This is a genomic window from Janthinobacterium lividum (genome assembly GCF_011601275.1).
Lineage (GTDB): Bacteria > Pseudomonadota > Gammaproteobacteria > Burkholderiales > Burkholderiaceae_D > Janthinobacterium > Janthinobacterium lividum_E.
In genome coordinates this window covers 22272-48526 of record NZ_JAAOLY010000008.1, presented here as the reverse complement: position 1 = coordinate 48526, position 26255 = coordinate 22272, and the positions used below count along the sequence as shown (strand labels likewise).

The window sequence follows — 26255 nt, the reverse complement described above, 5'->3', positions numbered from 1 at the left end:
CCGGCTTGCCGCTCCGGCTTGCCGGGCCGGCGCGCTCCTGCTCACGCACAAAGGATGCATGAAATTATCTGACTACGCCTTCCTGCTGGCCAGCCTGTGCGCTGCGGCGGGCGCACACGCGGCCCCGGCGCCCGCGCCAGCCGCTGCCCCCGCCGCTTCGACTCCTCCCGCCAAACCGCCACCGGCCACCGCCGCGCCAGCCGCCACCGAACATGCGGCCCTGCCGCCACCCTCGTCCGCCGCGCAAAAACTGTACACGGCCGCACGTGCCGACATCCTGCAAGTGCGCGTGCTGCTGAAAAACGGCCGCACGCAATCGTCGGTCGGCTCGGGCTTCTTGATCGGCACGGGCGACCTGGTGGTGAGCAACTATCACGTGGTGTCCCAGTTCGCGCTCGAGCCCGATACCTACGTGGGCGAATGGGTCGACACGAGCGGCCAGCGGGGCAACGTGGAATTGCTGGCCGTCGACGTGCTGCACGACCTGGCCGTACTGCGCGTCAACCGCCACGGCACGGGCTTCTTCAAGATGCCGGAAACGCTGGCGCCCCTGACTCAGGGCCAGTACCTGTATTCGATGGGCAATCCGCTGGACCTGGGCTTCGCCATTTCGGAAGGCTCGTACAACGGCGTCGTCACGCGCAGTTTCTACGACCAGCTGATGTTTACGGGACCGATCAATTCCGGCATGAGCGGCGGCCCCAGCGTCACGGCAAATGGCGACGTGGCCGGCGTGAACGTGTCGAAACGCCTCGACGGCGAACTCGTCAGTTTCCTCGTGCCCGCCCGCTATGCCCAGCAATTGCTGGCCAAGGTGGCGCAGCAAGGCAAGCCGCCGAAGGACTTCAAGCCGCTGGTGACGGCGCAGCTGCTGGCGCACCAGGAAGTCATGCTGGCGCGCCTGCTCGACACGCCCCTGAGCCTGAAAGCCATGGGCCCGTACCGCGTGCCCGTGCGAGAGTCCGACCAGATGCGCTGCTGGGGCCGCTCTAACGTCAAGTCCGACAAGCCCTACATGCTAGACAACACCAGTTGCGCCATGGAATCGGCCATCTTCATTTCCGGCGCCCTGCAGACGGGGCAAGTGTCGATGCGCCACGAATTCTTGCGCAGCAGCGAACTGGGCCCGTTGCGCTTTTCCGAACTGGCCAGCGCCTCGTTCAAGAATGAAAGTTTCGGCAGCTACAAGAGCGCGAATCTGACAGGCCCGCAATGCACCGAACAGTTCGTCAAGAACACCACCCTGCCCCTGCGCGCCGTGCTGTGCGTGCGCGCCTACCGCAAGTTTACGGGACTGTACGACTTTGCCCTGCTGGCCGCCAGCACCGATGAGCCACTGATGAGCCTGCAAAGCCGCATCGATGCGCGCGGCGTGTCCTACGCCAACGGCATGCGCGTCACGCGCACCTTCCTCGAAGCGCTGTCGCGGGAAAGCAGCCGCAAGCCATGAAGCCTCCCTATTACCTTGAAATCCTCGCCGAGAATGGCGAAGTGCAGCGGCGCCAGCGGATCGAATCCCTGCCGATCCGCATCGGCCGCGGCTACGGCAACGACTTCATCCTCGACGATCCGCATACGGCGGCCGAGCACGCCATTGTCGAAGACGATGGCGCAGGCAGCCTGCTGCTGCGCGACCTGGGCAGCCAGAATGGCGTGATCCACCAGGGACAGCGGCAACTGCAAGTGGCCCTGAGCGGCAACAGCATCGTGCGCCTCGGCCACACACGCGTGCGCGTGCGCGCCAGCGATCATCCGGTGGCGCCCGAACTGGGCGACACGACCCGGCACGACTGGGAAGGCTTGCGCCCCGCCGTCGCCGGCCTGGCCATGATCGGCGCCACGGCCGCCTTCAGCAACTGGCTCAGCGATGCGGACGCCTTCGAGCCGATTTCCTACCTGATGATCATCGCCACCGCGCTGGCCGGCGGCCTCGTGTGGGCCTCGATCTGGGCCGTGGCAAACCGATTGTTCGGCCATGTGGCGCGCTTTGGCCGCCACGTGTTCATCATCGGCTGCGGTTTGCTGGCCATGGAAGTGTGGGAATTGGGCAGCAGTGTGGCTGCGTATGCGCTGTCGCTGGAAGCGCTGACGCGCTACGGACGGCATATGTTCATCGTCATCGTCTGCGCCATGATCTACTACCATTTGTGCACGATCAAGCCGCAGCATCCGCGCCGCTTCGGCCTCGTCGCCGTCGTGCTGGCCATCCTTGGCTCGACCCTGATTTTGCTGAGCAACCTGCAGATCAGCGGCCGTCTGGCCGACGAGTCGTACATGTCCGTGATCTACCCACCGGCCTTGCGCCTGAGCCCGAATCACACGACGGACGCCTTCTTCCGCGACGCGGCCAGCCTGCAACGCGCCGTCGACGCCGAACGGGGCAAGGCGGCCAAGGGCGCCGACGAAGACGAAGACAGCGGCGAATAAGAGGCCGACATGCAAAAAGCCCGCCGTGTCCTGACAGACCGGCGGGCTTTTTATTATTGCCTAGAACTGGCGCTTAAAACTTCGATTCCTGCTTGCGGCGCGCCGTAAAACCCAGCAAGCCCAGGCCGATCAGCAGCATGGCGTAGGTGCTTGGCTCAGGAACGGCCGAGATCAAGCCGTCATTGGCGCCGAAGCTGACGAAATTGTTGTTGCCCGCCTTGAATTGCGCTTGCTGGCCGCCATCGCAGCAGCCTTCCAGGCCGTAGATGCTCAGGGTATGGTTGCCGGCCGCCAGGGTGCTCGAACCGCTGAAGAACTGGCTGCCATTGTTGTAGTTGCCTGCCCACCACATGTCATTGCTCTTGAAATCCAGCGCCACGCCGTCGAGGAACAGGGCGCCGCCCTTGCCGAAATCGACGCCGCTGCGGAAGCTCCAGGCGCCTGCATCAGCCGCGCTGACGCCAAAATTGATCACCGACTTGAAGGCGATGTTCGAGCCGCTGCCGAACAGGCCGCTGTTGTTGACGTTGTTGTAGCTGGCAATCGTCGTCGAGCCATAGCCGGCGCCTGGCGTGGCCACGGCGGCATTCACGACGGACTGGTAGTCGGCGGCGGAGCTTTGCGCGCTGGCGCCCGAATAGCCGGTGGACAGGGTGATGGTGCTGGCGTTCGCGTGGGCAAACATACCGACAGCGATCAGGGACAGGGCGATTTTAGGCAAGTTTTTCATGATGGTATCCAGTAAGTAAGTATTCAGTGGGCGCAGCAAGGGGCGCTGGAGCTGAATACACGCTGCATTGAGGCGTGTCGGCGTAGCGCTAGGGATTGCAGGAATGAGCGGTCGGGGACGTGGCTTCCGCGAAACAGCGCGGACTTGCGGCGTGCCATGGCGGCACTGCAAGCGTCCTGGAAAGGGTTCGGGTTCCCGGGACAAGGCCAGACAATTGACGGGTCAGGTAAGACGTTGAAGCTATTCTAGCTTAAATTCCCTGGAAGAAAAGTATTTTTCTTTTAACCATGAAAGATATTTTTCTGGCAAGCAGCTATCCAACGGCAGAAAAACGCCATCCCCCACTCTGTCGCGACGACCATGCGCGGCGCGTGGCGTGTCGCGGCGGCACCACAGACCAGTCCGTTAGTGTCGCATCTTACGCATTTCTTTTCGCATGCCGCTGCACCACGGGGCGAAACAGCATGGCAAAATGTAGTCACGCTGCTATCTGTCCGATGAGGGGGAAAGAGGAATGGTCGACCTGGAAGAACTACGCTATCTGGCACTGTCGTTTCCCGACACGAGCGAGGAAGAACACCACGACCGTCCAGCCTTCCGCGTGGGCGGGAAGATCTTTGCCACCCTGCCCGACGACGAGCACATCAACGTACTGCTCGATGCGGAAGCGGCGCATATCGCCACGGTCATCACGCCATCGGGTTGCGAGAAACTCTGGTGGGGCGAACGCCTGGCCGGCATCACGGTGTGCCTGGCGGACGCGGAACTGGACATGCTGGCCGCCGCCCTGACGGCGGCCTGGCGGCGCAAGGCGCCCAGCGATCTGGCCAAGACCATCGCCCCGACTGGATAGTTACATCGGCCAATTGCGCAGCAGCAAGCCCACCATCTGCTGCAATTGCTCGCGCGAGACGCCGGCCGCCGCCTGGATGGCCATGCCCTGCGACAGGGTCACGACAAAGCGCGCCTGCTGCTCCGGACAGGAATCGGGCGGCAAATCCCCCTCTTCCCTGGCGCGCCGCAAGCGGTCGCGCAGCTTGATTTCACCGCGCAACCGGCGCGCGAACAATTCATCGCGGATCGGCAAGACATCGTCGCTGCAGGCCAGCGCCGCATTGACGCCCATGCAGCCGTGCGGACCGTCCGGCATCGTTTGCGCATCGACATACTGCGTCAGCAAGGCTTCCACCACCTGGCGCGCCGTCGGCTGTTCCAGCGCCGCATCGAAAAACCGCATGCGCGTATCGCTGTAGCGCTCGAGCGCCTTGTGGAACAGCTGCTCCTTGTTGCCGAAGACGGCATACAGGCTGGGCCGGTTCATGCCCATGGCTTTCGTCAATTCCGGCAGGGAACTGCCCTCATAACCCTTTTCCCAAAACACTTTCATGGCGCAATCGAGCGCCTCGTCCGCGTCAAACGTGCGTGGCCGTCCCGTTTTCGCCTTGGGCGTTTGCTCTTTTTTATCTTGTTTCATACCGTTCGGTAAAAAATTATTGACAACGATGTCCACCTGCCCTGATTATATACCGACCGGTTAAAAACCTCCCGCTTTTCAGGAACCCACATGCACACTCCTTCCAACACCTCTGGCGACGATACCACCTTGGCGCCGTGGCTGGCCGTCCTGTCGGTCGGCATCGGCGCTTTCGCTCTCGTCACCTCCGAATTCCTGCCCGTCGGCTTGCTGCCGGCCATGGCGGCCGAGCTGGCCATCAGCAAAGGCCAGGCGGGGCTGATGATCACCACGCCTGGCATCGTTGCCGCGTTTGCCGCCATCTTCGTCACCGTCGGCTCGGGCCGCCTGGACCGCCGCATCGTGCTGCTGGCCCTCACCGCCCTGCTGGTCGCGTCGAACCTGCTGGTGGCGCTGGCGCCCTCGTATGCGTGGATACTGCTGGGCCGCGCCATGCTGGGCGTCGGCGTGGGCGGTTTCTGGGCCATCGGCAGCGCCATCGGCCCGCGCCTCGTGTCGCCGCAGCATGCGTCGCGCGCCATGTCCATCATCTTTGCCGGCGTCTCGCTGGGCACGGTGGCGGGCGTGCCGGCCGGCGCGCTCGTGGGCGAACTGGTGGGGTGGAGGGTCGCTTTCGGCGCAGCCAGCGCCATTGCCGTGCTGGTCTTCATCGGCCAGTTGCTGCTGCTGCCCAAGCTGCCGCCGACACAAGCCATCCGCTTGCGCCAGTTGCCGATGATATTCGGCATCCCCAAGGCCAGGTTGGGCCTGATCGCCACCGCGATGATCTTCACGGGCCAGTTCGCCGCCTACACGTATATCGCGCCGTTCCTCACACAAGTGTCGCACCTGGCGGCCGGCACGGTCAGCGCCATGCTGCTCGTGTACGGCGCGTCCGGCTTCATCGGCAATCTCGCGGGCGGCTGGGCCGCCGGCCGCTACGAACGGGCCGCGCTGATGGTGACGGGCGCCGTGCTGGGCTTGTCCACCCTGGCCCTGGCCGCATTCGGCAGCCATTCGCTAACGGCCATGCTGCTGGTGGCCGTGTGGGGCTTCGGTTTCGGCGCCATGCCGATCGCCGTGCAGACGTGGATGTTCAAGGCGGCGCCCCACTTGATGGAAGGCAGCAGCGCGCTGTTTGTCGCCATCGTGCAAGTGTCGCTGGCGTCGGGAGCGTTGCTGGGCGGCATGGCCGTCGACCGACTGGGCGTATCGAGCGCGATGGTGGTCGGTGGACTGTTCGCCCTCGGCTGCGCCTTGACGATCGCCATCTTCGGCAAGCCGCAGGCCAGCGCCAAGGCTGGCGCGGCCTGCATCGCATCGTAGAAATCAGATACGGCCGCGGCGGAATTCGCCGAGGAATTTCGTCACTTCGGCCGGCGTCATCACGACGTCCGCGTCGCCGTGATACGCATACAGGAAGGGAATACCGCCCAGGCGGTCCGTCAGCTTGGCAAACAGTAAAAAGCGGCTGCCCAACGGATAGCGCTGCAGGTCGGCCAGGCGGCGCGAACACTGCACGGCCAGCTCGGGCGAAAAGGCCTGGTCTGGCACGGGGCGGATTTCCACGCGGCCGTTGACGGCGCGCGATTCGACGGCAACGTGCCGGTATGCATAAGTATCACGGGCCATGCCGCCACCTTGAATGAAGTAAAGGCGCCATCTTAAGCGAAGACGGCGCCTGCCGTGTTACTGCGGCACGATGCGCAGCAAGCGGCCATTGTCCTCATCCGTCAGCGCATACAGGTAGCCATCCGGCCCCTGCCGCACGTCGCGCACGCGCGCGCCGATGTCCAGGCGGTCCTGTCCCGTCACCTTGCCGCTGGCATCGACGGCGATGCGGCGGATATCCTTGGCCGCCAGGCCGCCGCTGAAGATGCTGCCGCGCCAGGCGGCGATCTTGTCGCCCGTGTAGACGGCCAGCCCCGACGGCGCCGGCGACGGCACCCAGGCCACGCTTGGATTGAGCATGCCCGCCACTTCGTGCTTGCCGACGGGTTCATGCGTCTTGTAGTCGGCGCCATAGCTTTGCAAAGGCCAGCCGTAGTTGCCGCCTGCCGTCACCAGATTCAGCTCGTCGCCGCCATACGGCCCGTGTTCCGTGGCCCACACGCGGCCGGAAGCCGGATCAAGCGCCAGGCCCTGCACGTTGCGGTGGCCGTACGACCAGATTTCCGGCAAGGCGCCCTTGGCCGCCAGCGGGTTGCCGGGCGCTGGTTTGCCGTCTTCCGTCAGGCGCAGGATGGAACCCTGGTGCGTCGCCAGGTTTTGCGCCTGCTCGCGCGCCAGGCGGTCGCCAATGCGCAGCGGCGGATTGCCGCCATCGGCCACGCTCATCAGCAAAGTGCCATCCGGCAGCCACAGCAGGCGCGAACCGAAATGCTGGCCGCCACTCTTGTCGGCGGCCACCTTGAACAGGGTCTGGATGCCCGTCACCTTCTTGCCGTCGAACACGCCGCGCACCAGGGTCGTGCGATTCGCGTCATTCGTGCCCGTCGACACCGTCATGTAGACGCGTGGCGCGGCCTTGCCCGCATCCTGCGGGTGAATCACGATATCGAGCAGGCCGCCCTGCCCGCCCGTAAACACCTTGGGCATGCCTTCCAGCGCAACGTCCTCGAACTTCTTGCCATTCAACAGATGCAAGGTCCCCTGCTTGCTGGTGACGAGCGCGCGCCCCTCGCCCAGCCAGGCGATGCCCCACGGCTGGCGCACGCCCTGCGTGACGGTCTCGGCCTTCCAGCCCTGTTTGGCGGCGGGCGGCACGCCCGTGGCTTGCAGTTCGGCGTGGGCTGGCATGGCGCAGGCCGCGAAGGCTCCCAGCAGCAATGCGTTGGCAAGGCATGTACGCTTGATGATTGGCATCGGGAATTCTCCTGTTTCGTCAATGAAAAAAGGCGGCCGGGATGGTCTTTGCCATCGCGCCGCCTTCTAAAATATCACATCTTGCACGGCGGACGCGCCGCCGCTTTCATGCGATCAGCAATACACCAGATAGTATTTCGCGCGTGGCGTGCTTTTGATGGCACCGCCCGTCTGCACCAGCGCCACCGGATCGCCGGCGGCCGCGTGGAAGACGCCGATACCATAGCTGGCTTCGCCACCAATCACCGGCAGGCTGACAGTGCCCGCAGCGAACAACAGCTCACCGATCATTAAAAAGCGCTGCCGGACACGCTCAAGCGCGTAGCAGCAAGGCCACGGCCTCGGCCGCGATGCCCTCTTCACGGCCCAGGTAACCGAGCTTTTCATTCGTCTTGGCCTTGATGTTGACCTGTCCCACGGAAACGCCCAGGTCTTCGGCCACGTTGGCGCACATGGCGGCGATGTGCGGCGCCATTTTCGGGCGCTGGGCGATGATGGTGGCGTCGATGTTGCCGATCACATAGCCGGTGGCTTGCACGCGGCGCACGGCTTCGCGCAGCAGGGTGCGCGAATCGGCGCCCTTGAATTGCGCGTCCGTGTCGGGGAAGTGGCGGCCGATGTCGCCCAGGGCGGCGGCGCCGAAGATGGCGTCCGTGATGGCGTGCAGCAGCACGTCCGCGTCGGAATGGCCGAGCAAGCCCAAGTGATGGGGAATCTTCACGCCGCCGATGATCAGGTCGCGGTTTTCCACCAGCGCGTGGCAGTCATAGCCCTGGCCGATGCGAAATGGGAGGTCGGGAGTCGTTGGGTTCATGCGGGTCTCTCTGGAATTCAAGGATGGGCCAAATACAGCTCGGCCGTGTGGATGTCGCGCGGCAGGGTCACCTTCAGGTTGCGCGGGTGGCCCTCGATCAATTTGGGCGCCAGGCCCAGCGCTTCGACGGCGGAAGCGTCGTCCGTGATCGCTTGCGGGTCGGGTGCTTCGGACAAGGCTTTGTGCAGCAGCGCATAGCTGAACATTTGTGGCGTCTGCGCCAGCCATAGATGGTCGCGCGGCACCGTCTGCGCTGACACATTGGCGGGCCCTGCCCGCTTGACGGTGTCGACCACGGGCAAGGCCAGCAAGCCGCCGGCCGGATGTTCACCGACTTCGGTAATGAGCTTTTCGATCAGCGCCGGCGTCAGGCCGGGTCGCGCCGCGTCGTGCACCAGCACCTGGTCGTGGGCAGCGATGCTGCCGTGCAAGGCGCGCAAGCCATTGAGGATGCTTTCCATGCGCGTGGCGCCGCCGCAGCGCAACACAGTCACGCCGTGCTCCGGTACAACCGTGTCGATCACGCCATCGTAGGCGCTGACGACGACATAGGTGTGCGCGATCAGGGGGCTGGCAAGAAAGGCGTCGAGCGCGTGGCGCAGCATGGGTTTGCCGGCGATGGTTAAATATTGCTTGGGACTGCCCGCTTCCATGCGCGCGCCCACGCCGGCGGCGGGGATCAGCGCAAAGTAACGGACGGTGTTCGGTGCTGCTGTCATGCCATTCCTTGTCTAGTTGGCGGGCGCTGCCTTGCCCGCCAGGATGTTCTGGATTTCACCTTTGCACGCCTTGCCCAGGCGCGCATATTCCTGTGGAGAATCGATAGCCGCCTGCAAGGTTTCCACCTTGCGCATTTCGGCCTTGATGTAGGGCAGCCAGCCCGTGTCGATCTCGCGCGCCAGCGCCGCCTTGGCCGTGCCGCTGGGCGCGTACAGGGGCCGCGCCTCGAAGCGTTTGGCCAGTGCGGCGCGCACAGTCTTTTCCACGCGCGGCAAGTGTTCCATATAGGTTTTCATGTGCCGCAGCTCGTGCGCGAGTATCTCATCATACGCGCAAGTGCCGGGGGCAAACTCGCGGCCGATATAGATCACCACGGGCGCATACGTGAGGGACACGGTAATCTGCGGCGCCACGCATTCATAGCCGCTGGCCGGGTCTTGCAGCATGGGGCCGGCCAGGGCGATGGCCACGCGCGAATCCGTCTTGGTCAAGCCCAGCACCCAGGTGTTGGCGCGCGCCGTGCCCTTCATCACCGTCAGCGCCTTGTACGGCAGATGCGTGTCGATTGAATAGCCATTCTGCTGCGCCGTCAGCACGGACACCGTCTTGCTGATCGTGTCTTCGCAGCGTACCTGGAATGGCGTGCGCGCGGCCCCGTGTGCGCCCAGGCTGGCCGAGGCCAGCAGCAGGAAGATTGCCGTGCGCATGCGCTGTATCAGGCCGGCTGCCAGACGCCGCTGGTGATCTTGTCGAGCCAGAAGATGCCGATGACGGTTTTCACGTCCGTGATCGTGCCATCCTTGACCCAGTCAAGCAGCTGCGGCACGGTGGCCGTAAATATCTCGAGGAATTCACCTTCATCGAGCTGGCGTTCGCCGGCGACCAGGCCGCGCGCCAAGAACAGTTCCAGGTGTTCATCCGAATACGCGATGGCGTTGTGGATGGTGGAGACGAATTGCCAGTCGCTGGCCGTGTAGCCCGTTTCCTCCAGCAACTCGCGCTGGGCGCACGCCAGGTGCGATTCGCCCGCGTCGATCTTGCCAGCCGGGAATTCAATGAAAACCCGGTCCAGCGGATAGCGGTACTGGCGCTCCATCAGCACCGTGCCATCGTCGAGCAGCGGCAGGATGACGACGGCGCCCGGATGCAGGACGAATTCGCGCGCCGTGATCTTGCCGTCCGGCAGAGACACACGGTCGCGCTGCACGCGCAGGAAGCCGCCCTGGTAGACGAGCTCGCCGTCCACCTTGGTTTCAATCAGATTCGTATCCATGGAATTCCTTTATTCAATAAAAAACGGCGCCAGAGGCGCCGCTTTCGGAGGGGAGGAACACTGACAAAACCGTCGCGAGCGGCAGTGATTTGTGGCTGAGAAGCGGAACTGTGCTGTAGCACAGTGAGCATCGCAGGCCGCAAAGCGCGACGCGCAGCAGGTTTGGTCAGCGTTCTAGCGGCGCTTGCGCAGGTAGCGTGCTACAAAACCTGGGAAAGCCAGCACCAGGAACAGACAGCCGGTGATGGCGTAGAACTCCCACGTCTGCGGGAAACCGTTGCCGATGCGCGCTTCGAGCGCGAACGCCACGGCGCCGACGATGAAGTACAGAATCACCATCTCCAGCAGGCGCAGCGCCAGCGGCTTGCGCCAGCCCTGCTCCGCTTGCGCCGCCTTTTTCAGGGGCACGGCGGCAAACAGTTTCTCGTTCAAGAAAGGCAGGTTGGCGCCCAGAATGCCCAGGGCGATCACCAGCCAGCTCGAGACGGTGACATCCATCGGTCAGGACGCCAGGGTCTTGGTGATGGCCGAAGCGCAAGCCGCCAGGATGCTGTTAGGCATCACGCCCAGCGCAAGGACGAACACGCCGTTCAGGGCCAGCACGACGCGCATGTCGCCATGCACGACCAGCGCGTTGCTATCGGTCGGCTCGTCGAACCACATCATTTTCACGACGCGCAGGTAGTAGAAGGCGCCGATCAGCGAGAACAGCACGGCGGCGATGGTCAGCCACAGCTGGCCCGTGGCCAGCACGGAGGCCAGCACCGAGTACTTGGCCATGAAGCCCATCAGCGGCGGCACGCCAGCCAGCGAGAACATGAACAGGGTCATCACCAGCGCGAAGATCGGGCTGCGTTTGCCCAGGCCCTTGAAGTCGGCCAGTTCTTCTGCTTCGAAACCATTACGTGCCAGCAACATGATCACGCCAAAGGTACCCAGGGTGGTAAACACGTAGGTGATGACGTAGTACATCGAGGCGCCGTAGGCGGTGGCTGCGCCAGCCGCGTTCAGGGTGTTGTTCGGTGCATCAACGGTACCGGACAGCAAGCCCAGCAGAACAAAGCCCATTTGCGCGATGGTCGAATACGCCAACATGCGCTTCAGATTCGTTTGCGCGATGGCGGTGAAGTTACCAATGGCCAGCGACATCACGGCCAGCACCAGCAGCATTTGCTGCCAGTCATGCGCCATCGGCAGCAAGCCCTCGCCCAGCAAACGCAGGGTGATGGCAAACGCGGCCAGTTTCGGCGCGCCGCCCAGCAGCAAGGTCACGGCCGTCGGCGAACCTTGATACACGTCAGGCACCCACATGTGGAATGGCACGACGCCCAGTTTGAAGGCCAGGCCCGCAACGAGGAACACCAGGCCGAAGACCATGATGGTGCCGTTGGTCTTGCCGTTTTCCAGCGCCACGCGCAGTTCGCCCAGGTCCAGCGTGCCGGACGCGCCGTACAGCATCGAGATACCGTACAACATGAAACCGGAAGCCAGCGCGCCCAGGATGAAGTATTTCATGGCCGCTTCCGTGGCCTTGGCATTGTCACGGCGCAAAGCGATGAGTGCGTACAGCGACAGCGACATCAGTTCCAGACCCAGGTAGATGATCAGGAAGTTGTTGGCCGAGATCATGATCATCTGGCCCAGCAGTGCAAACAGGGCCAGCACGTAGAACTCGCCGCCCAGGTTGCCCGACAGCATGTTGCGGTCGGTAGCGTAGGCACGCGAGTAGATCAGGGTCAGCGCCACGGCGCCATACGAGAACAGTTTCAGCAGCTGCGACATCGGGTCCGACACGAACATGTTATGGAACGTGTAGACGGTGGTGCCCGCGTTGAAGTCACCCACGGTCAGCAAGGCGCAGCCTGCCAAGGTCAGCAAGGACAGCGCATAGGTGATCGAACGCTTCGCCGCAGGCAAGAACATATCGATCAGCAAGAGCGCCGACGTGGCGATCAGCAGAAAGATTTCCGCGTACAGCGGTACCAGATTAGGTGCATTAGTCATGTTATCGGTCTTCTATTTAAGGCAACTTGCTGGTGGCGACATGCTGCAGCAGGTCAGCAACCGAAGTTTGCATCGTGTCGGTGAACGGGGCTGGGTACAGGCCCATCACGAGCACGGCGATGGCCAGCACAGCAAGCATGAAGAATTCACGTTTGTTGATGTCGGTCAGTTCGGCCACATGCTTGTTCTTGATCTTGCCGAACACCACGCGCTTGGCCATCCACAGCGAGTACGCCGCGCCCCAGATCAGTGCCGTTGCAGCCAGCAAGCCGATCCAGAAGTTGTATTTCACCGCGCCCAGGATCACCATGAACTCGCCGACGAAGCCGGACGTGGCTGGCAAACCGCAGTTGGCCATCGAGAACAGCACGAAGAAGGCGGCAAATTTCGGCATGCGGTTCACGACGCCGCCGTAGTCGGCGATGTTGCGGGTATGCATACGGTCATACAGCACGCCGATGCACAGGAACATCGCACCGGAGATGAAGCCGTGCGAGACCATCTGCACGATACCGCCCTGCACCGAGATGTCGTTGAACATGAAGAAGCCCAGGGTCACGAAACCCATGTGCGCGATCGACGAATAGGCGACCAGTTTTTTCATGTCGGTTTGCACCAGGGCAACCAGACCGATGTAGATGACGGCGATCAGCGACAAGGTGATCATGAAGCCCGACAGGTAGTGGCTGGCGTCAGGCGTGATTGGCAACGAGAAACGCAGGAAGCCGTAGGCGCCCAGTTTCAGCATGATGGCGGCCAGCACGGCGGAACCGCCCGTTGGCGCTTCCACGTGGACGTCCGGCAACCACGTATGGACGGGGAACATCGGCACTTTGACGGCAAACGCCATCAGGAAGGCCAGGAAGATGAAGATCTGTTCGTTCATCGTCAGCTTGAACGCATGCCAGGCCAGGATGTCGAAGGTGCCCGACACATTGCGCAGGTAGATGATGGCAACCAAGGTCAGCAGCGAACCGAAGAAGGTGTACAGGAAGAACTTGAACGACGCGTACACGCGGTTCGAACCGCCCCAGATACCGATGATGATGAACATCGGGATCAGGGTTGCTTCAAAGAAGAAGTAGAACAGCAAGCCGTCCAGCGCGCAGAACACGCCGATCATCAGGCCCGACAGGATCAGGAACGAGCCCATGTACTGGGCGATGCGCTTCTCGATCACTTGCCAAGCCGAAATGACGACGATGACCGTGATGAATGCCGTCAGTGGCACGAACCACAGCGACAGGCCGTCGATACCCAGCGAGTACCAGATATTGAAGGTTGCTATCCACGGTGCTTTTTCGACGAATTGCATGCCGTGTGCGGCGTTGTCGAAATGCTGGATCAGCGGCAAGGTGCACAGCATGCTGAGCACGGCGCCAGCCAGCGACAGCCAGCGGGTAAAGCCCGCTTTGCTGTCACGGCCGAGAGCCAGGATCAGGACGCCGCAAATGATCGGCACCCAGATCGACAGACTCAGGTAAGGAGGTAATGTAGAAATCGTAGACTGCATCATGGTTCTCAGTATTCTTTTATCAGGTCAGCTTACTTAGCGGGCCAGAATGGCAGGAAATAGATCAGGAAGCCCAGCACGCCCAGGATCATCACGAATGCATAGTGATAGATGTAGCCGGTCTGCAGCACTCGCGACAGCGAGGACAGCCAGGCGACGACCTTGGCGCTACCATTGACGACGAAACCGTCGATCAGCTTCTTGTCACCGAAGTTCCACAGGCCATTACCCAGCAAGCGGGCACCGCCGGCGAACACGACTTCATTGAACTTGTCCATGTAGTACTTGTTGTCCAGCAGGGTGTGGATCGCGTGGAACTTGGCAAAGAACCAGGCCGGCACACGCGGGTTGACCATGTAGCAGTAGTAAGCTGCCACCACGCCGGACAATGCCAGCCAGAACGGTGCCGTCGACAGGCCGTGGATCGCCATCGCCATTGCGCCGTGGAATTCATGCGACAACTCTTCCATTGCTGGATGGTTTTCGCCGACGAAGATCACGCCCTTGAAGAAATCGCCATGCAGCATCGGGCCGATCGTCAGGTAACCGATAATCAGCGACGGGATCGCCAGCATCACCAGCGGGAACCAGACGACGAACGGGGACTCGTGCGGCTTCTGGCCAGGTTCCAGACCGTGGTGCGCGTGGTCGTCTTCCTCTTCTTCATGACCATGGTCATCATGAGCATCGCCGTGCGCGCCATGGGCCGCTTTCGGTGCGTGATGGTCGTCATGGCCGTGCGCATGCGCCTGGCCGAAACGTTCCTTGCCATGGAAGACGAGGAAGTACATGCGGAACGAGTAGAAGGCGGTGACGAACACGCCAGCCAGCACGGCGAACTGGGCAAAGCCAGCGCCCCAGATATGCGTCGCTTCGACGGCTTCGATGATGCTGTCTTTCGAGTAGAAACCGGAGAACAGCGGCGTGCCGATCAGGGCAAGCGAACCGACCAGTGACGTGATCCAGGTGATCGGCATGTACTTGCGCAGGCCGCCCATGTTGCGGATGTCCTGGTCGTGGTGCATGCCGATGATGACGGAACCGGCGCCCAGGAACAGCAGTGCCTTGAAGAATGCGTGCGTCATCAGGTGGAACACGGCCACGGAGTACGCGGACGAACCGAGCGCGACGGTCATGTAGCCGAGCTGCGACAGGGTCGAGTAAGCGACAACGCGCTTGATGTCGTTCTGGATGATGCCCAAAAAGCCCATGAACAGCGCCGTGATGGAGCCGATCACCAGGATGAAGGACAGTGCCGTGTCGGACAGTTCGAACAGCGGCGACATGCGCGAGACCATGAAGATACCGGCCGTCACCATCGTCGCGGCGTGGATCAGTGCCGAGATCGGGGTAGGACCTTCCATCGAGTCAGGCAGCCACACGTGCAGCGGGAACTGCGCCGATTTGCCCATCGCGCCGATGAACAGGCAGATGCAGGCCACGGTCAGCAGGGCCCAGTCGGTACCTGGCAGGCTCAAGAGCGCCAGTTCGTCTTTCTTGGCGAATACTTCCTGGTAGTTCATGGTGCCGGCGAATGCCAGCAGCAGGCCAATGCCGAGGATGAAGCCGAAGTCGCCCACGCGGTTGACGAGGAAAGCCTTCATGTTGGCCACGATGGCCGTCGGACGCTGGTACCAGAAACCGATCAGCAGGTAAGAGACCAGGCCCACGGCTTCCCAACCGAAGAACAGTTGCAGGAAGTTGTTGGCCATGACCAGCATCAGCATCGAGAACGTGAACAGCGAGATGTAGGCGAAGAAGCGGTTGTAGCCTTCATCGTCCTTCATGTAGCCGATCGTGTAGATGTGCACCATCAGGGAAACGAAGGTGACCACGCACATCATCATCGCCGACAGCGAATCGATCTGGAAGCCCACTTCCATCTTCAGGGTGCCGATCGTCATCCAGTTATAGATCGTGCCATTGAATGTCGCGCCATCCATCACTGCCAGCAGTGTCTGCACGGACAGGATGAACGCAATCAGTACGCCCAGGATCGTCGCGGTATGCGACGTCTTGCGTCCGACCAAATTACCCAGGAACTGGGTGCCAAGCAAGCCTGCAATCGCGGCACCGGCCAGCGGCGCCAGCGGTACGGCAAGAAGGAGGTTAGGGTTGAGGAGTTGCCCCGCCATGATGAACCTTAATCGTTATTATTCGAGAGATCGAGTCTGAAAAACATCAGCCTTTGAGGCTGTCCAGGTCTTCGACGTTGATGGTATCCAGATTACGGAACATCACCACCAGAATAGCCAGACCGATAGCCGACTCAGCGGCGGCAACCGTCAGGATGAAGAAAACGAAGATCTGACCGGCCGCGTCGCCCATGAAATGGGAGAACGCGATGAAATTCATATTCACCGCCAGCAGCATCAATTCGATTGCCATCAGCAATACGATGATGTTCTTGCGGTTCAGGAAAATACCGACGATCGAGATTGCGAACAGGATCGCGCCCAGGACCAAAAAATGTGTGAGCGATAATGTCATGGTGCCTCCTTAACTTCCGGCTCAGCCGCAGGACGCTCGACAACCGCGTCCATCTTGATGATCTTCAGGCGGTCGTTGCGCTTGACGCGCACGGCATCGCCCGGAGCAAAATGCTTGGTGTCCTTGCGTTTGCGCAGGGTCAGCGCGACGGCGGCAACGATGGCCACCAACAGCACGACGGCAGCGATCTCGAAGGCAAACACGTATTTCGTGTAGATCAGCAGGCCCAGTTCCTTGGTGCCGCCCAGGTTGACGTTGACCGGCGCGATGCTAGGGGCAAAGTTACGGAAACCGTGCCACAGGACAGCGGCCATTTCCAGCACGATGATCACGCCCACCGTCACCGACAAAGGCAGATAGCCCCAGAAGCCCTCGCGCATGCGGTCGATATTGATATCGAGCATCATGACCACGAAGAGGAACAGCACCATCACGGCGCCGACGTACACCAATACCAGCACGATGGCCAGGAATTCAGCTTGCAGCAGCATCCAGATGCCCGCCGCGGAAAAGAAGGACAGTACCAGGAACAGTACTGCGTGGACCGGATTACGGGCCGTGATGACGCGCGTCGCTGCCAGAATCAAGATCAGCGCGAAGGCGTAAAACAAAATTGTTTTAAAGTCCATAAAAAACCCAATAGACGTACAGATGAACGAGGGGCGCGCCGCAGCCAATGGCTACGGCGCATCCATCAGCGATAAGGTGCGTCGGCGGCGCGCGCAGCGGCGATGTCATTTTCATAACGATCACCTACGGCCAGCAACATCTCTTTCGTGTAATACAAATCCCCGCGTTTCTCGCCGTGGTATTCCAGGATTTGCGTCTCGACGATCGAATCGACCGGGCAGGACTCTTCGCAGAAACCGCAGAAGATGCACTTGGTCAAGTCAATATCGTAACGCGTGGTGCGGCGCGAGCCGTCGTCACGCTGTTCCGATTCGATCGTGATGGCCATCGCCGGGCAAACCGCTTCGCACAGTTTGCAGGCGATGCAACGTTCCTCGCCGTTCGGGTAGCGGCGCAGCGCGTGCAAGCCACGGAAACGCGGCGAGATCGGTGTCTTCTCTTCCGGGAATTGCACCGTGATCTTGCGCGAAAACATGTACTTGCCTGTCAGCGCCATGCCCTTGATCAGCTCGCCTAACAAGAGGCTGCTGAAGAAATCTTTTACCTTATCCATTCGTATGCACTCTCTTACTTCCAAATATTCCAGGATGTCTGCATCCAGGCAGCGACGAAGACCAGGTAGACCAGCGTCAACGGGATAAACACTTTCCAGCCGAGGCGCATGATCTGGTCATAACGGTAGCGTGGGAAAGTACCGCGCACCCAGATGAACACCGACACGATAAAGAAGGTCTTGGCGAACAGCCAGAAGAAGCCGCCGAAACCACCCCAGAACTCGAGGAAGGCAAATGGTGCGGACCAGCCGCCGAGGAACATGATCGAAGCCAGGGCGCCGATCAGGATCATGTTGGCGTATTCGGCCAGCATGAACATGGCGTAGGCCATGCCCGAGTACTCGACCATGTGGCCGGCCACAATTTCCGACTCGCCTTCGACGACGTCGAATGGGTGACGGTTGGCTTCAGCCAGGCCCGACACCAGATAGATGACGAACATCGGCAGCAGCGGCAGCCAGTTCCACGACAGGAAGTTGACGCCCTTGTCGGCGAAGAAGCCGATTTGCTGGCCGCCGACGATGTCGATGAAGTTCAGGCTGCCCGAGACCATCAGCACGATGACCATCACGAAGCCCATCGGGATTTCATACGAAATCATCTGTGCCGAAGCGCGCATGGCGCCCATGAACGAGTACTTCGAGTTCGAGGCCCAGCCGGCGATAATGATGCCGTAGACTTCCATCGAGGTAATCGCCAGCAGCATCAGCAAGCCGGCATTGACGTTGGCCAGCACGGCTTGCGGACCGAAGGGCACGACCGACCAGGCGGCCAGGGCCGGCATGATGGTCATGATCGGACCGATCACGAACAGGCCCTTGGCGGCCTTGGACGGGATGATGATCTCTTTAAACAAGAGTTTCAGCGCATCGGCGATCGGCTGCAGCAAGCCCAACGGACCCACGCGGTTCGGGCCGACGCGGATCTGGATCCAGCCGATCAGCTTGCGTTCCCACAAGGTCAGGTAGGCAACCAGGCCCATCAGCGGCAACAGCACGCACAGGATCTTGATCAGGGTCCAGAAGAACGGCCACGAGCCGCCCAGCAAATCCTGGCCGCTGCTGTTGATGACGTTTACAAATTCAGGCAGAGCCATCAGATTTTCCCCTCTGCTGTTTCAACTGTGATGTCACCGAACATGCCGCCCAGGCCAGCCGTCGAGGCATGCGCCGCCGACACCTTGACCACATTGGCTGGCAGGCCGGCGTGAATTGCCGCCACCAGGATGGCGCTGCCGGAGCCTTGCGCCACTTTGACCTTGTCGCCCGCCTTGATGCCCAGCTTGCCAGCCAGTTCGGCGGACAGGTGTGCTTGCGGCGCGGCGCCATCGACCGTGCGTTGCAACGGTTCGGAGCGGCGTACCAGCGCGTCGGCGAAGTAGATCGGCACGTCGGCGATGCGTTGCAGCGCAGGCGAAGCCGGCGCGTACGTTGCCGCTTCCGGTGCGTTCTTGGCGATGTTATTCAGCTGTGCCGACAGATCGGTCACGCCAGCGCCAAACGCTTCGTCGCGGATCGCTTCGGAAGTGTCGTAGTCGAAACCGGCCAGGCCCAGGATGTTGCCCAGGACGCGCAGCACTTTCCAGGCTGGACGGGTTTCCGCCAGCGGTTTCACGGTGCCGTTGAAGCTTTGCGCGCGGCCTTCGCAGTTCACGAAGGTGCCCGAGGTTTCAGCGAACGGGGCGATCGGCAGCAAGACATCGGCGTAATCCATGCCGTGCTTGAAGGCGGACATGGCCACGACCATCTCGGCGCCATCCAGGGCGGCGCGGGCAGCTTGTGGATTGGCGGCGTCCAGTTCCGGCTCGGCGTGCAGCAGCACGTAGGCTTTCTTCGGTACGGCAAAGGCAGCTTGCACGTTGGCGCGCGGCTTGGCGACCAGGTGCGCGCCTACCGTGTTGGCCGCTTCCGTCAGGTAACCGAGCTTGGCGCCCGTCTGTTCGGCGATCCATTGCGCGGCAGCATGCAGTTGCGACGCTTGCGGATGTTGCGTTGCCGCGTTACCCAGCAGCACTGCGCCATGGTCGCCAGCCATCAGGCTGGCGGCGATGGCCACTGCCACGTCCGATGCGGCAACCGCTTCGAAACCGTTTGGCGCGGCGATTTCTTTGGCTTTCGCAACAGCGACAACCACTTCCGACAAGGCCGCCAGCCAATCGCCTGGCGCGACGATCATCTTGTTGGCGATGGTGATCAGTTGATCATCGTCCGAGGCGTGCAGGATCGACAGCTTGGCGCCGCCCTTGACGGACGCGCGCAAACGCGTGGCCAGCAATGGGTGATCCTTGCGCAGGAACGAGCCGATGACGAAGGCGCGCTTGATCTGGCCAAATTCGTTGATCGGCATACCCAGCCATGGCTTGACGCCAGCGTCCAGCGCGAAGTCGGTCTGGCGCAGGCGGAAGTCGACGTTCTCGCTGCCGAGACCGTGCGCTACCTTTTGCAGCAGGACCAGTTCTTCGACGGTCGAATGCGGCGTTGCCAGCGCGGCGATGGCGTCGGCGCCATGTTCGTGCTTGATGTTTTTCAAACCGTGCGCCACGTATTCCAGCGCGGTCTGCCAATCGACTTCTTTCCACTCGTTGCCTTGTTTCAGCATCGGGGACGTCAGGCGTTCGGCGCTGTCCAGCGCTTCGTACGAGAAACGGTCCTTGTCCGAGATCCAGCACTCGTTGACGGCTTCGTTTTCCAGCGGCAGCACGCGCTTGACCTTGCCAGCTTTCACTTGCACGATCAGGTTCGTACCCAAGCCATCATGCGGGCTGACCGATTTGCGGCGCGACAGTTCCCACGTACGGGCGCTGTAGCGGAACGGCTTCGAGGTCAGTGCGCCAACCGGGCACAGGTCGATCATGTTGCCCGACAGTTCCGAATCGACGGACTGGCCGACGAAGGACACGATTTCCGAGTGTTCGCCGCGGCCGATCATGCCCAGCTCCATCACGCCGGCCACTTCTTGGCCAAAGCGTACGCAACGGGTGCACTGGATGCAGCGCGACATTTCCTGCATGGACACCAGCGGACCGGCTTCCTTCGGAGTCACAACGCGCTTGTCTTCCTTGTAGCGCGATTCGCTCTTGCCGTAGCCCACTGCCAAGTCTTGCAACTGGCATTCGCCGCCCTGATCGCAGATCGGGCAATCGAGCGGGTGGTTAATCAGCAAGAATTCCATGACCGACTTTTGCGCCTGCACAGCTTTATCGCTGGCGGAGCGCACGATCATGCCGGCACTGACCGGGGTCGCACAAGCGGGCAAAGGCTTCGGCGCCTTTTCCACTTCGACCAGGCACATGCGGCAGTTCGCTGCGATCGACAATTTCTTGTGATAGCAGAAGTGCGGAATGTAGGTTCCCAATTTGTTGGCGGCGTCCATCACCATGCTACCAGCAGGGACTTCGACTTTTTTGCCGTCTATTTCGATTTCAACCATGGTGATCGTTACCTGACGCAGCTTAGATATATGCGGGCACTAAGCAATGCTTGTGCTCGATATGATATTCAAATTCTTCACGGAAATTCTTAATGAAGGCCCGTACCGGCATGGCAGCCGCATCGCCCAGCGCGCAAATGGTGCGGCCCTGGATGTTGTCGGCGATCGAGTTGAGCATGTCCAGGTCGTCTGGACGACCCTGCCCCTGCTCGATGCGATGCACCATGCGGTACATCCAGCCTGTGCCTTCACGGCAAGGCGTACACTGACCGCACGATTCTTCAAAGTAGAAGTAGGACAGGCGTTCCAGCGCCTTTACCATGCAGCGTGTTTCGTCCATCACGATAACGGCGCCCGAACCCAACATCGAACCGGCTTTCGCGATCGAGTCGTAGTCCAGGTCGGTCTGCATCATGATGTCGCCGCGGATCACCGGAGCGGACGAACCGCCAGGGATCACGGCCTTGATCTTTTTGCCACCGCGCATGCCACCTGCCAGTTCCAGCAGGGTCGCAAACGGGGTGCCGAGCGGCACTTCGTAGTTGCCCGGTTTTTCCACGTCGCCCGAGATCGAGAAGATCTTCGAACCGCCGTTGTTCGGCTTGCCCATCGCCAGGTATTTCTCTGGACCGATGTTCAGCACGAATGGCACGGCCGCGAAGGTTTCCGTGTTGTTGATCGTCGTCGGCTTGCCGTACAGGCCAAACGAGGCAGGGAAAGGCGGCTTGAAGCGCGGCTGGCCTTTCTTGCCTTCCAGCGATTCCAGCAAAGCCGTTTCTTCGCCGCAGATGTAGGCGCCATAACCATGGTGCGCATGCAACTGGAACGAGAACTCGCTGCCCATGATCTTGTCGCCTAGGAAGCCGGCGGCGCGCGCCTCTTCCAGCGCTTCTTCGAAACGCAGGTATTCCTGGAAGATTTCACCGTGGATATAGTTGTAGCCCACCGTGATGCCCATCGCATAAGCGCCAATGGCCATGCCTTCGATCAGCGCATGGGGATTGTAACGAATGATGTCGCGGTCCTTGAAAGTGCCCGGCTCGCCTTCATCTGTATTGCAGACGAGGTATTTCTGGCCCGGGAACTGGCGCGGCATGAAGCTCCACTTCAAGCCGGTAGGGAAACCCGCGCCGCCACGGCCGCGCAAGGACGAAGCCTTGAGGTCGGCGATGATCTGTTCCGGCGTGATTTTCTCTTCCAGGATACGCCGCAGGGCCGAATAGCCGCCGCGGTTCACATAGTCTTGCAAATGCCAGTTCTTGCCATCCAGATCCTTCAGGATCAATGGATCGATATGGCGGTTGTGGAGTGACGTCATTTCTTGAGTTCCTCCAGCATGGCGTCGATTTTCTCGTTCGACATCCAGCTGCACATGGTTTTATTACTGACCAGCAAGACAGGCGCATCGCCGCAAGCACCCATGCACTCGCCTTCAACCAGGGTGAACTGGCCGTCAGCGGTGGTTTCGCGGAAATCGATGCCCAGTTTCTGCTTCAGGTACTCTGCAGCGCGCACGCCGCCCGACAGGGCGCATGGCAGGTTGGTGCACACGGTGATCTTGTGCTTGCCCACGGGTTTCACGTTGTACATATTGTAGAACGTGGCCACTTCCTGCACAGCAATAGCCGGCATGCCGATGTAATCGGCCAGTTCCTTCATGGTTTCCGGCGCCAGCCAGCCCAGTTCATCCTGGGCGTGGGCCAGCGCGGCCATCACGGCCGACTGACGCTGGTCGGCCGGGTACTTGGCCAGCTCGCGGTCAATTTTCTTATAGCATTGCTCTGATAACAACATACTTTTTGCCTCTTAGCGGTCAATACTGCCGAACACGATGTCTTGCGTCCCGATGATGGTCACGGCGTCGGCAAGCATGTGCCCACGCGCCATTTCGTCGAGCGACTGCAAGTGGGCGTAGTCTGGCGCGCGCAGTTTCATGCGGTACGGCTTGTTGGCGCCATCGGACACCAGGTACACGCCGAACTCGCCCTTCGGATGTTCCACGGCGCTGTAGGCCTCGCCTGGCGGCACGTGGAAACCTTCCGTAAACAGCTTGAAGTGGTGAATCAAGGACTCCATGTTGGTCTTCATGTCGACGCGGCCCGGAGGCGCCACCTTGCGGTTGCTGGTCATGACAGGACCTTCATTGTTGCGCAGCCACTCCACGCATTGCTTGATGATGCGGTTCGACTGGCGCAGCTCTTCCACGCGGACCAGGTAGCGGTCGTAGCAATCGCCGTTGGTGCCGATAGGAATGTCGAAGTCCATCAGGTCGTACACTTCGTACGGCTGCTTCTTGCGCAAGTCCCACTGCACGCCCGAGCCGCGCAGCATGGCGCCCGTAAAGCCCATGGCCAGCGCATCTTCCGGCGAGACCACGCCGATGCCGACAGTACGCTGTTTCCAGATACGGTTGTCGGTCAGCAGCGTTTCGTACTCGTCGACCGAGTTCGGGAAGCGGCGCGCGAAGTCTTCGATGAAGTCCAGCAGGGAACCCTGGCGGTTTTCATTGAGTTTGCCGATGGCCTTGGCATTGCGGATAATCGACGCCTTGTGCTGCGGCATCGCGTCCGGCAGGTCGCGGTACACGCCGCCCGGACGGTAGTAGGCCGCGTGCATGCGCGCGCCCGACACTGCCTCGTAGGCGTCGAACAAGTCTTCGCGGTCGCGGAAACAATACAGGAACGGGCCCATGGCGCCAACGTCGAGCGCGTGGGTACCGAGCCACATCAGGTGATTCAGGATGCGCGTCATCTCGTCGAACATGACGCGGATGTATTGCGCGCGCAGCGGCACTTCCAGGCCCAGCATCTTTTCAATCGCCATCACGTACGCGTGTTCATTGCACATCATCGACACATAGTCGAGACGGTCCATGTACGGCACGGATTGCAGGTAGGTCTTCTGTTCGGCCAGCTTTTCGGTGGCGCGGTGCAGCAGGCCGATATGCGGGTCGGCGCGCTGGATGACTTCGCCATCCATCTCCAGCACCAGGCGCAGCACACCGTGCGCGGCCGGATGCTGTGGCCCAAAGTTCAGGGTGTAGTTCTTAATCTCAGCCATTATTTCATCCCGTAATGTTCTTCGCGGATCACGCGCGGCACGTTTTCCCGCGGCTCGATCGTCACGGGCTGGTAAATCACGCGCTTTTGTTCCGGATCGTAACGCATCTCGACATAGCCGGAGACGGGGAAATCCTTGCGGAACGGATGGCCGATGAAACCGTAGTCAGTCAGCAGGCGACGCAAGTCGTTGTGGCCTTCGAAGAGGATGCCCAGCAAGTCGAACGCTTCGCGCTCGTACCAGTTGACGGCACGCCAGATGTTCACCACGGATGGCAGCAGCGGCATGTCGTCGTCGGGCGCAAACACGCGCACGCGCACGCGCCAGTTGTGCTTGACCGACAGCAAGTGCGAGACGGCCGCGAAACGCAGGCCATCCCAGCTACCATCGCCATAGGTCGAGTAGTCAACGCCGCACAGGTCGAGCAATTGCTCAAAATGCAAGGTCGGATCGTCGCGCAGGGTCTGCATTACGGCCAGGTAGTCCTCGGCCTTGACGACCAGGGTGACTTCGCCCAGCGCAACCGTCGTGCTAACGCGATCGCCCAGGGCAGTGCCGAGGGCGTTTTGCAATACTTCTAAATGTGTTGTCATAATCTGAAGCGGCCCGGTTAGCGTGCGATCGTGCTGGTACGCTTGATCTTGTTCTGCAACTGCATGATGCCGTACAGCAAGGCTTCAGCGGTCGGAGGACAGCCAGGCACATACACGTCGACGGGCACGATGCGGTCGCAACCGCGCACCACGGAATAGGAGTAATGGTAGTACCCGCCGCCATTGGCGCAGGACCCCATCGAGATGACCCAGCGTGGCTCCGCCATCTGGTCGTAGACCTTGCGCAGGGCCGGCGCCATCTTGTTGCACAGGGTGCCGGCAACGATCATGACGTCGGACTGACGCGGCGACGGACGAAACACGACGCCGAAACGGTCCATATCGTAGCGGGCTGCGCCCACATGCATCATTTCGACCGCACAGCAGGCCAGACCGAACGTCATCGGGAACATAGACCCGGTGCGCGCCCAGTTGATCAGCTTGTCGGCCGAGGTGGTGATGAAACCTTCGCTTAATACGCCTTCAATAGCCATGGCTTATTCCCAGTCAAGGGCACCTTTCTTCCAAATGTACCAAAATCCGACCACGAATTCAGCGATGAACACCATCATCGTGACGAAACCGGCCCAGCCCAGGTCGCGCATTGCAACGCCCCATGGGAAAAAGAATGCCGTTTCCAGATCGAACAAAATAAACAGGATTGCGACCAGATAGTAGCGCACATCAAATTTCATGCGCGCGTCTTCGAATGCTTCAAAGCCACATTCGTACGGGGAGAGTTTTGCTGCGTCAGGCTTGTTAGGACCTAACAGGCGCCCCAGGAGCTGGGGAGCGATACCGACACCAAGGCCGATAATAATAAACAGCAGGACGGGGAAGTAATTTTCGAGGTTCACGATTGATGAGCTTATATTGAACGATCGGTTAAATGAGGACGCTGCGATCATTTGCAGCGTATCTAACGCACGACCCCAATCAAAGCTAAGACCAGGATCGAACGACACATCCTCGTAAAAAAAGCCAGCAACTTTGTACGAGCCATGGCTCGTGCGCCGTTGCTGGCTTCTGATTTCTGGTGCCGACGACGAGACTCGAACTCGTACAGCTTTCGCCACTACCCCCTCAAGATAGCGTGTCTACCAATTTCACCACGTCGGCGGTAAGGCCCGTATTCTACTCTGCTTTGCCGCTAAAGTTAATGCACAAATGCATCAAAACACAGATAAAAACGATAAATTTTTACATCTTCCAGCGCGTCACGATTTTTTCCTGCCGCGCTGCTGAAACATTGAGCAATAATCTGCCCGTAATGAGAATTACTCTCGATGAGGTATCGAGTTCCTACAAAATTACTTTGGAATCGCGCCAGCCGGGGTGCTGGCAACCGGTGCCGCCGCTGCCGGAGCTGCCGCAGGCACCGTCGTCGGGATCGCGCCCGCGCCGGTGACCGGCACTGGCTTGACGACTTTATCCATCACGCCGCCGCCGACCGTCGTGGCGCGCTGATTGGCCATCAGCGACAGGGCCAGGGTGGCACCGAAGAAGATCGCGGCGGCGACGCCCGTCGATTTCGACATGAAGTTCGACGAACCCGTCGCACCGAACAGGCTGCCCGAGGCGCCCGAACCGAACGCGGCGCCCATGTCGGCGCCCTTACCGTGCTGCAACAACACCAGCGCGATAATCGACAATGCCGAAATAACCTGTACTACCACTACCAGATTGAACATCATGTTCAT

General features: G+C 61.0%; 29 protein-coding genes and 1 tRNA gene. 4 read left to right on the top strand and 26 right to left on the bottom strand.

Features of this window, described 5'->3' with window-relative positions:
* Positions 1-58 precede the first annotated feature (58 nt).
* Positions 59-1450, top strand: coding sequence for a S1 family peptidase (locus GYK42_RS13765; RefSeq protein WP_166447962.1), 1392 nt, complete (start codon positions 59-61; stop codon positions 1448-1450).
* Positions 1447-2427, top strand: a complete 981-nt coding sequence (locus GYK42_RS13760; RefSeq protein ID WP_166447961.1) for an FHA domain-containing protein — start codon at positions 1447-1449, stop codon at positions 2425-2427. Before GYK42_RS13765 ends, GYK42_RS13760 begins: the two co-directional genes overlap by 4 nt.
* 73 nt (positions 2428-2500) lie before the next feature.
* On the opposite strand, the gene GYK42_RS13755 is transcribed toward GYK42_RS13760, so the two are convergent.
* Complete coding sequence (locus tag GYK42_RS13755; protein ID WP_166447960.1) at positions 2501-3157, bottom strand: CCXG family PEP-CTERM protein; 657 nt, start codon at positions 3155-3157, stop codon at positions 2501-2503.
* 514 nt (positions 3158-3671) lie between these two features.
* On the opposite strand from GYK42_RS13755, the gene GYK42_RS13750 reads away from it, so the two are divergent.
* A complete protein-coding gene (locus GYK42_RS13750; RefSeq protein WP_046683867.1) occupies positions 3672-4010 on the top strand; it encodes an MmcQ/YjbR family DNA-binding protein in 339 nt (112 codons plus the stop codon).
* On the opposite strand, the gene GYK42_RS13745 is transcribed toward GYK42_RS13750, so the two are convergent.
* Positions 4011-4631, bottom strand: a complete 621-nt coding sequence (locus GYK42_RS13745) for a TetR/AcrR family transcriptional regulator (RefSeq protein ID WP_166447959.1) — start codon at positions 4629-4631, stop codon at positions 4011-4013. It abuts the gene before it with no gap.
* Positions 4632-4721: 90 nt separating this feature from the next.
* On the opposite strand from GYK42_RS13745, the gene GYK42_RS13740 reads away from it, so the two are divergent.
* Positions 4722-5936 carry an MFS transporter gene (locus GYK42_RS13740; RefSeq protein ID WP_166447958.1) on the top strand — a complete coding sequence of 405 codons (1215 nt, stop codon included), beginning with the start codon at positions 4722-4724 and terminating at the stop codon, positions 5934-5936.
* Positions 5937-5939: 3 nt separating this feature from the next.
* Here the strand turns inward: GYK42_RS13740 and GYK42_RS13735 are convergent, their stop codons facing one another.
* The 24 genes from GYK42_RS13735 to secG form a co-directional block, all read right to left on the bottom strand.
* On the bottom strand, positions 5940-6242 hold the full coding sequence (locus tag GYK42_RS13735; RefSeq protein WP_166447957.1) for a hypothetical protein: 303 nt from the start codon (positions 6240-6242) through the stop codon (positions 5940-5942).
* Between the two features lie 57 nt (positions 6243-6299).
* A complete protein-coding gene (locus GYK42_RS13730) occupies positions 6300-7475 on the bottom strand; it encodes a PQQ-dependent sugar dehydrogenase (protein ID WP_166447956.1) in 1176 nt (391 codons plus the stop codon).
* 114 nt (positions 7476-7589) lie between these two features.
* On the bottom strand, positions 7590-7766 hold the full coding sequence (locus tag GYK42_RS13725) for a hypothetical protein (RefSeq protein ID WP_166447955.1): 177 nt from the start codon (positions 7764-7766) through the stop codon (positions 7590-7592).
* A gap of 22 nt (positions 7767-7788) precedes the next feature.
* Positions 7789-8289 (bottom strand): 2-C-methyl-D-erythritol 2,4-cyclodiphosphate synthase, encoded by a 501-nt coding sequence (gene ispF / locus GYK42_RS13720; RefSeq protein ID WP_092710061.1) that lies wholly within the window; start codon positions 8287-8289, stop codon positions 7789-7791.
* A 17-nt stretch (positions 8290-8306) separates the two neighbouring features.
* Complete coding sequence (ispD, locus tag GYK42_RS13715) at positions 8307-9008, bottom strand: 2-C-methyl-D-erythritol 4-phosphate cytidylyltransferase (protein WP_166447954.1); 702 nt, start codon at positions 9006-9008, stop codon at positions 8307-8309.
* A gap of 12 nt (positions 9009-9020) precedes the next feature.
* Positions 9021-9716 carry a hypothetical protein gene (locus GYK42_RS13710; protein WP_099394246.1) on the bottom strand — a complete coding sequence of 232 codons (696 nt, stop codon included), beginning with the start codon at positions 9714-9716 and terminating at the stop codon, positions 9021-9023.
* Positions 9717-9724: 8 nt separating this feature from the next.
* Positions 9725-10282, bottom strand: coding sequence for an NUDIX domain-containing protein (locus GYK42_RS13705; RefSeq protein WP_166447953.1), 558 nt, complete (start codon positions 10280-10282; stop codon positions 9725-9727).
* Positions 10283-10456: 174 nt separating this feature from the next.
* A complete protein-coding gene (locus GYK42_RS13700; protein WP_166447952.1) occupies positions 10457-10780 on the bottom strand; it encodes a DUF2818 family protein in 324 nt (107 codons plus the stop codon).
* Between the two features lie 3 nt (positions 10781-10783).
* Positions 10784-12286, bottom strand: coding sequence for an NADH-quinone oxidoreductase subunit NuoN (gene nuoN, locus GYK42_RS13695; RefSeq protein ID WP_152283158.1), 1503 nt, complete (start codon positions 12284-12286; stop codon positions 10784-10786).
* Between the two features lie 16 nt (positions 12287-12302).
* Entirely contained in the window at positions 12303-13802 is a 1500-nt protein-coding gene (locus tag GYK42_RS13690; protein WP_035820511.1) for an NADH-quinone oxidoreductase subunit M, read from the bottom strand.
* A gap of 29 nt (positions 13803-13831) precedes the next feature.
* Positions 13832-15934: an NADH-quinone oxidoreductase subunit L gene (gene nuoL / locus GYK42_RS13685; RefSeq protein WP_166447951.1), complete on the bottom strand. Its 2103-nt coding sequence runs from the start codon at positions 15932-15934 to the stop codon at positions 13832-13834.
* Between the two features lie 46 nt (positions 15935-15980).
* Complete coding sequence (nuoK, locus tag GYK42_RS13680; protein ID WP_010399724.1) at positions 15981-16289, bottom strand: NADH-quinone oxidoreductase subunit NuoK; 309 nt, start codon at positions 16287-16289, stop codon at positions 15981-15983.
* Entirely contained in the window at positions 16286-16918 is a 633-nt protein-coding gene (locus GYK42_RS13675; RefSeq protein WP_034779507.1) for an NADH-quinone oxidoreductase subunit J, read from the bottom strand. The genes nuoK and GYK42_RS13675 overlap by 4 nt, the downstream gene beginning before the upstream one ends.
* Before the next feature lie 65 nt (positions 16919-16983).
* Positions 16984-17472: an NADH-quinone oxidoreductase subunit NuoI gene (gene nuoI / locus GYK42_RS13670; protein WP_010399726.1), complete on the bottom strand. Its 489-nt coding sequence runs from the start codon at positions 17470-17472 to the stop codon at positions 16984-16986.
* Positions 17473-17486: 14 nt separating this feature from the next.
* A complete protein-coding gene (gene nuoH / locus GYK42_RS13665; RefSeq protein ID WP_071076363.1) occupies positions 17487-18569 on the bottom strand; it encodes an NADH-quinone oxidoreductase subunit NuoH in 1083 nt (360 codons plus the stop codon).
* Positions 18569-20902: an NADH-quinone oxidoreductase subunit NuoG gene (nuoG, locus tag GYK42_RS13660; RefSeq protein ID WP_166447950.1), complete on the bottom strand. Its 2334-nt coding sequence runs from the start codon at positions 20900-20902 to the stop codon at positions 18569-18571. The genes nuoH and nuoG overlap by 1 nt, the downstream gene beginning before the upstream one ends.
* A gap of 22 nt (positions 20903-20924) precedes the next feature.
* On the bottom strand, positions 20925-22220 hold the full coding sequence (nuoF, locus tag GYK42_RS13655; protein WP_010399729.1) for an NADH-quinone oxidoreductase subunit NuoF: 1296 nt from the start codon (positions 22218-22220) through the stop codon (positions 20925-20927).
* Positions 22217-22696, bottom strand: coding sequence for an NADH-quinone oxidoreductase subunit NuoE (gene nuoE / locus GYK42_RS13650; protein ID WP_035820520.1), 480 nt, complete (start codon positions 22694-22696; stop codon positions 22217-22219). Before nuoE ends, nuoF begins: the two co-directional genes overlap by 4 nt.
* A 12-nt stretch (positions 22697-22708) precedes the next feature.
* Complete coding sequence (locus tag GYK42_RS13645; protein ID WP_034749992.1) at positions 22709-23962, bottom strand: NADH-quinone oxidoreductase subunit D; 1254 nt, start codon at positions 23960-23962, stop codon at positions 22709-22711.
* On the bottom strand, positions 23962-24555 hold the full coding sequence (locus GYK42_RS13640; RefSeq protein WP_101482092.1) for an NADH-quinone oxidoreductase subunit C: 594 nt from the start codon (positions 24553-24555) through the stop codon (positions 23962-23964). Before GYK42_RS13640 ends, GYK42_RS13645 begins: the two co-directional genes overlap by 1 nt.
* Before the next feature lie 17 nt (positions 24556-24572).
* On the bottom strand, positions 24573-25049 hold the full coding sequence (locus GYK42_RS13635; RefSeq protein ID WP_010399733.1) for a NuoB/complex I 20 kDa subunit family protein: 477 nt from the start codon (positions 25047-25049) through the stop codon (positions 24573-24575).
* 3 nt (positions 25050-25052) lie between these two features.
* Positions 25053-25412 (bottom strand): NADH-quinone oxidoreductase subunit A, encoded by a 360-nt coding sequence (locus GYK42_RS13630; protein WP_010399734.1) that lies wholly within the window; start codon positions 25410-25412, stop codon positions 25053-25055.
* A 177-nt stretch (positions 25413-25589) separates the two neighbouring features.
* Positions 25590-25674: transfer RNA gene (locus GYK42_RS13625), tRNA-Leu, on the bottom strand.
* Positions 25675-25865: 191 nt separating this feature from the next.
* Entirely contained in the window at positions 25866-26255 is a 390-nt protein-coding gene (gene secG, locus GYK42_RS13620) for a preprotein translocase subunit SecG (protein WP_166447949.1), read from the bottom strand.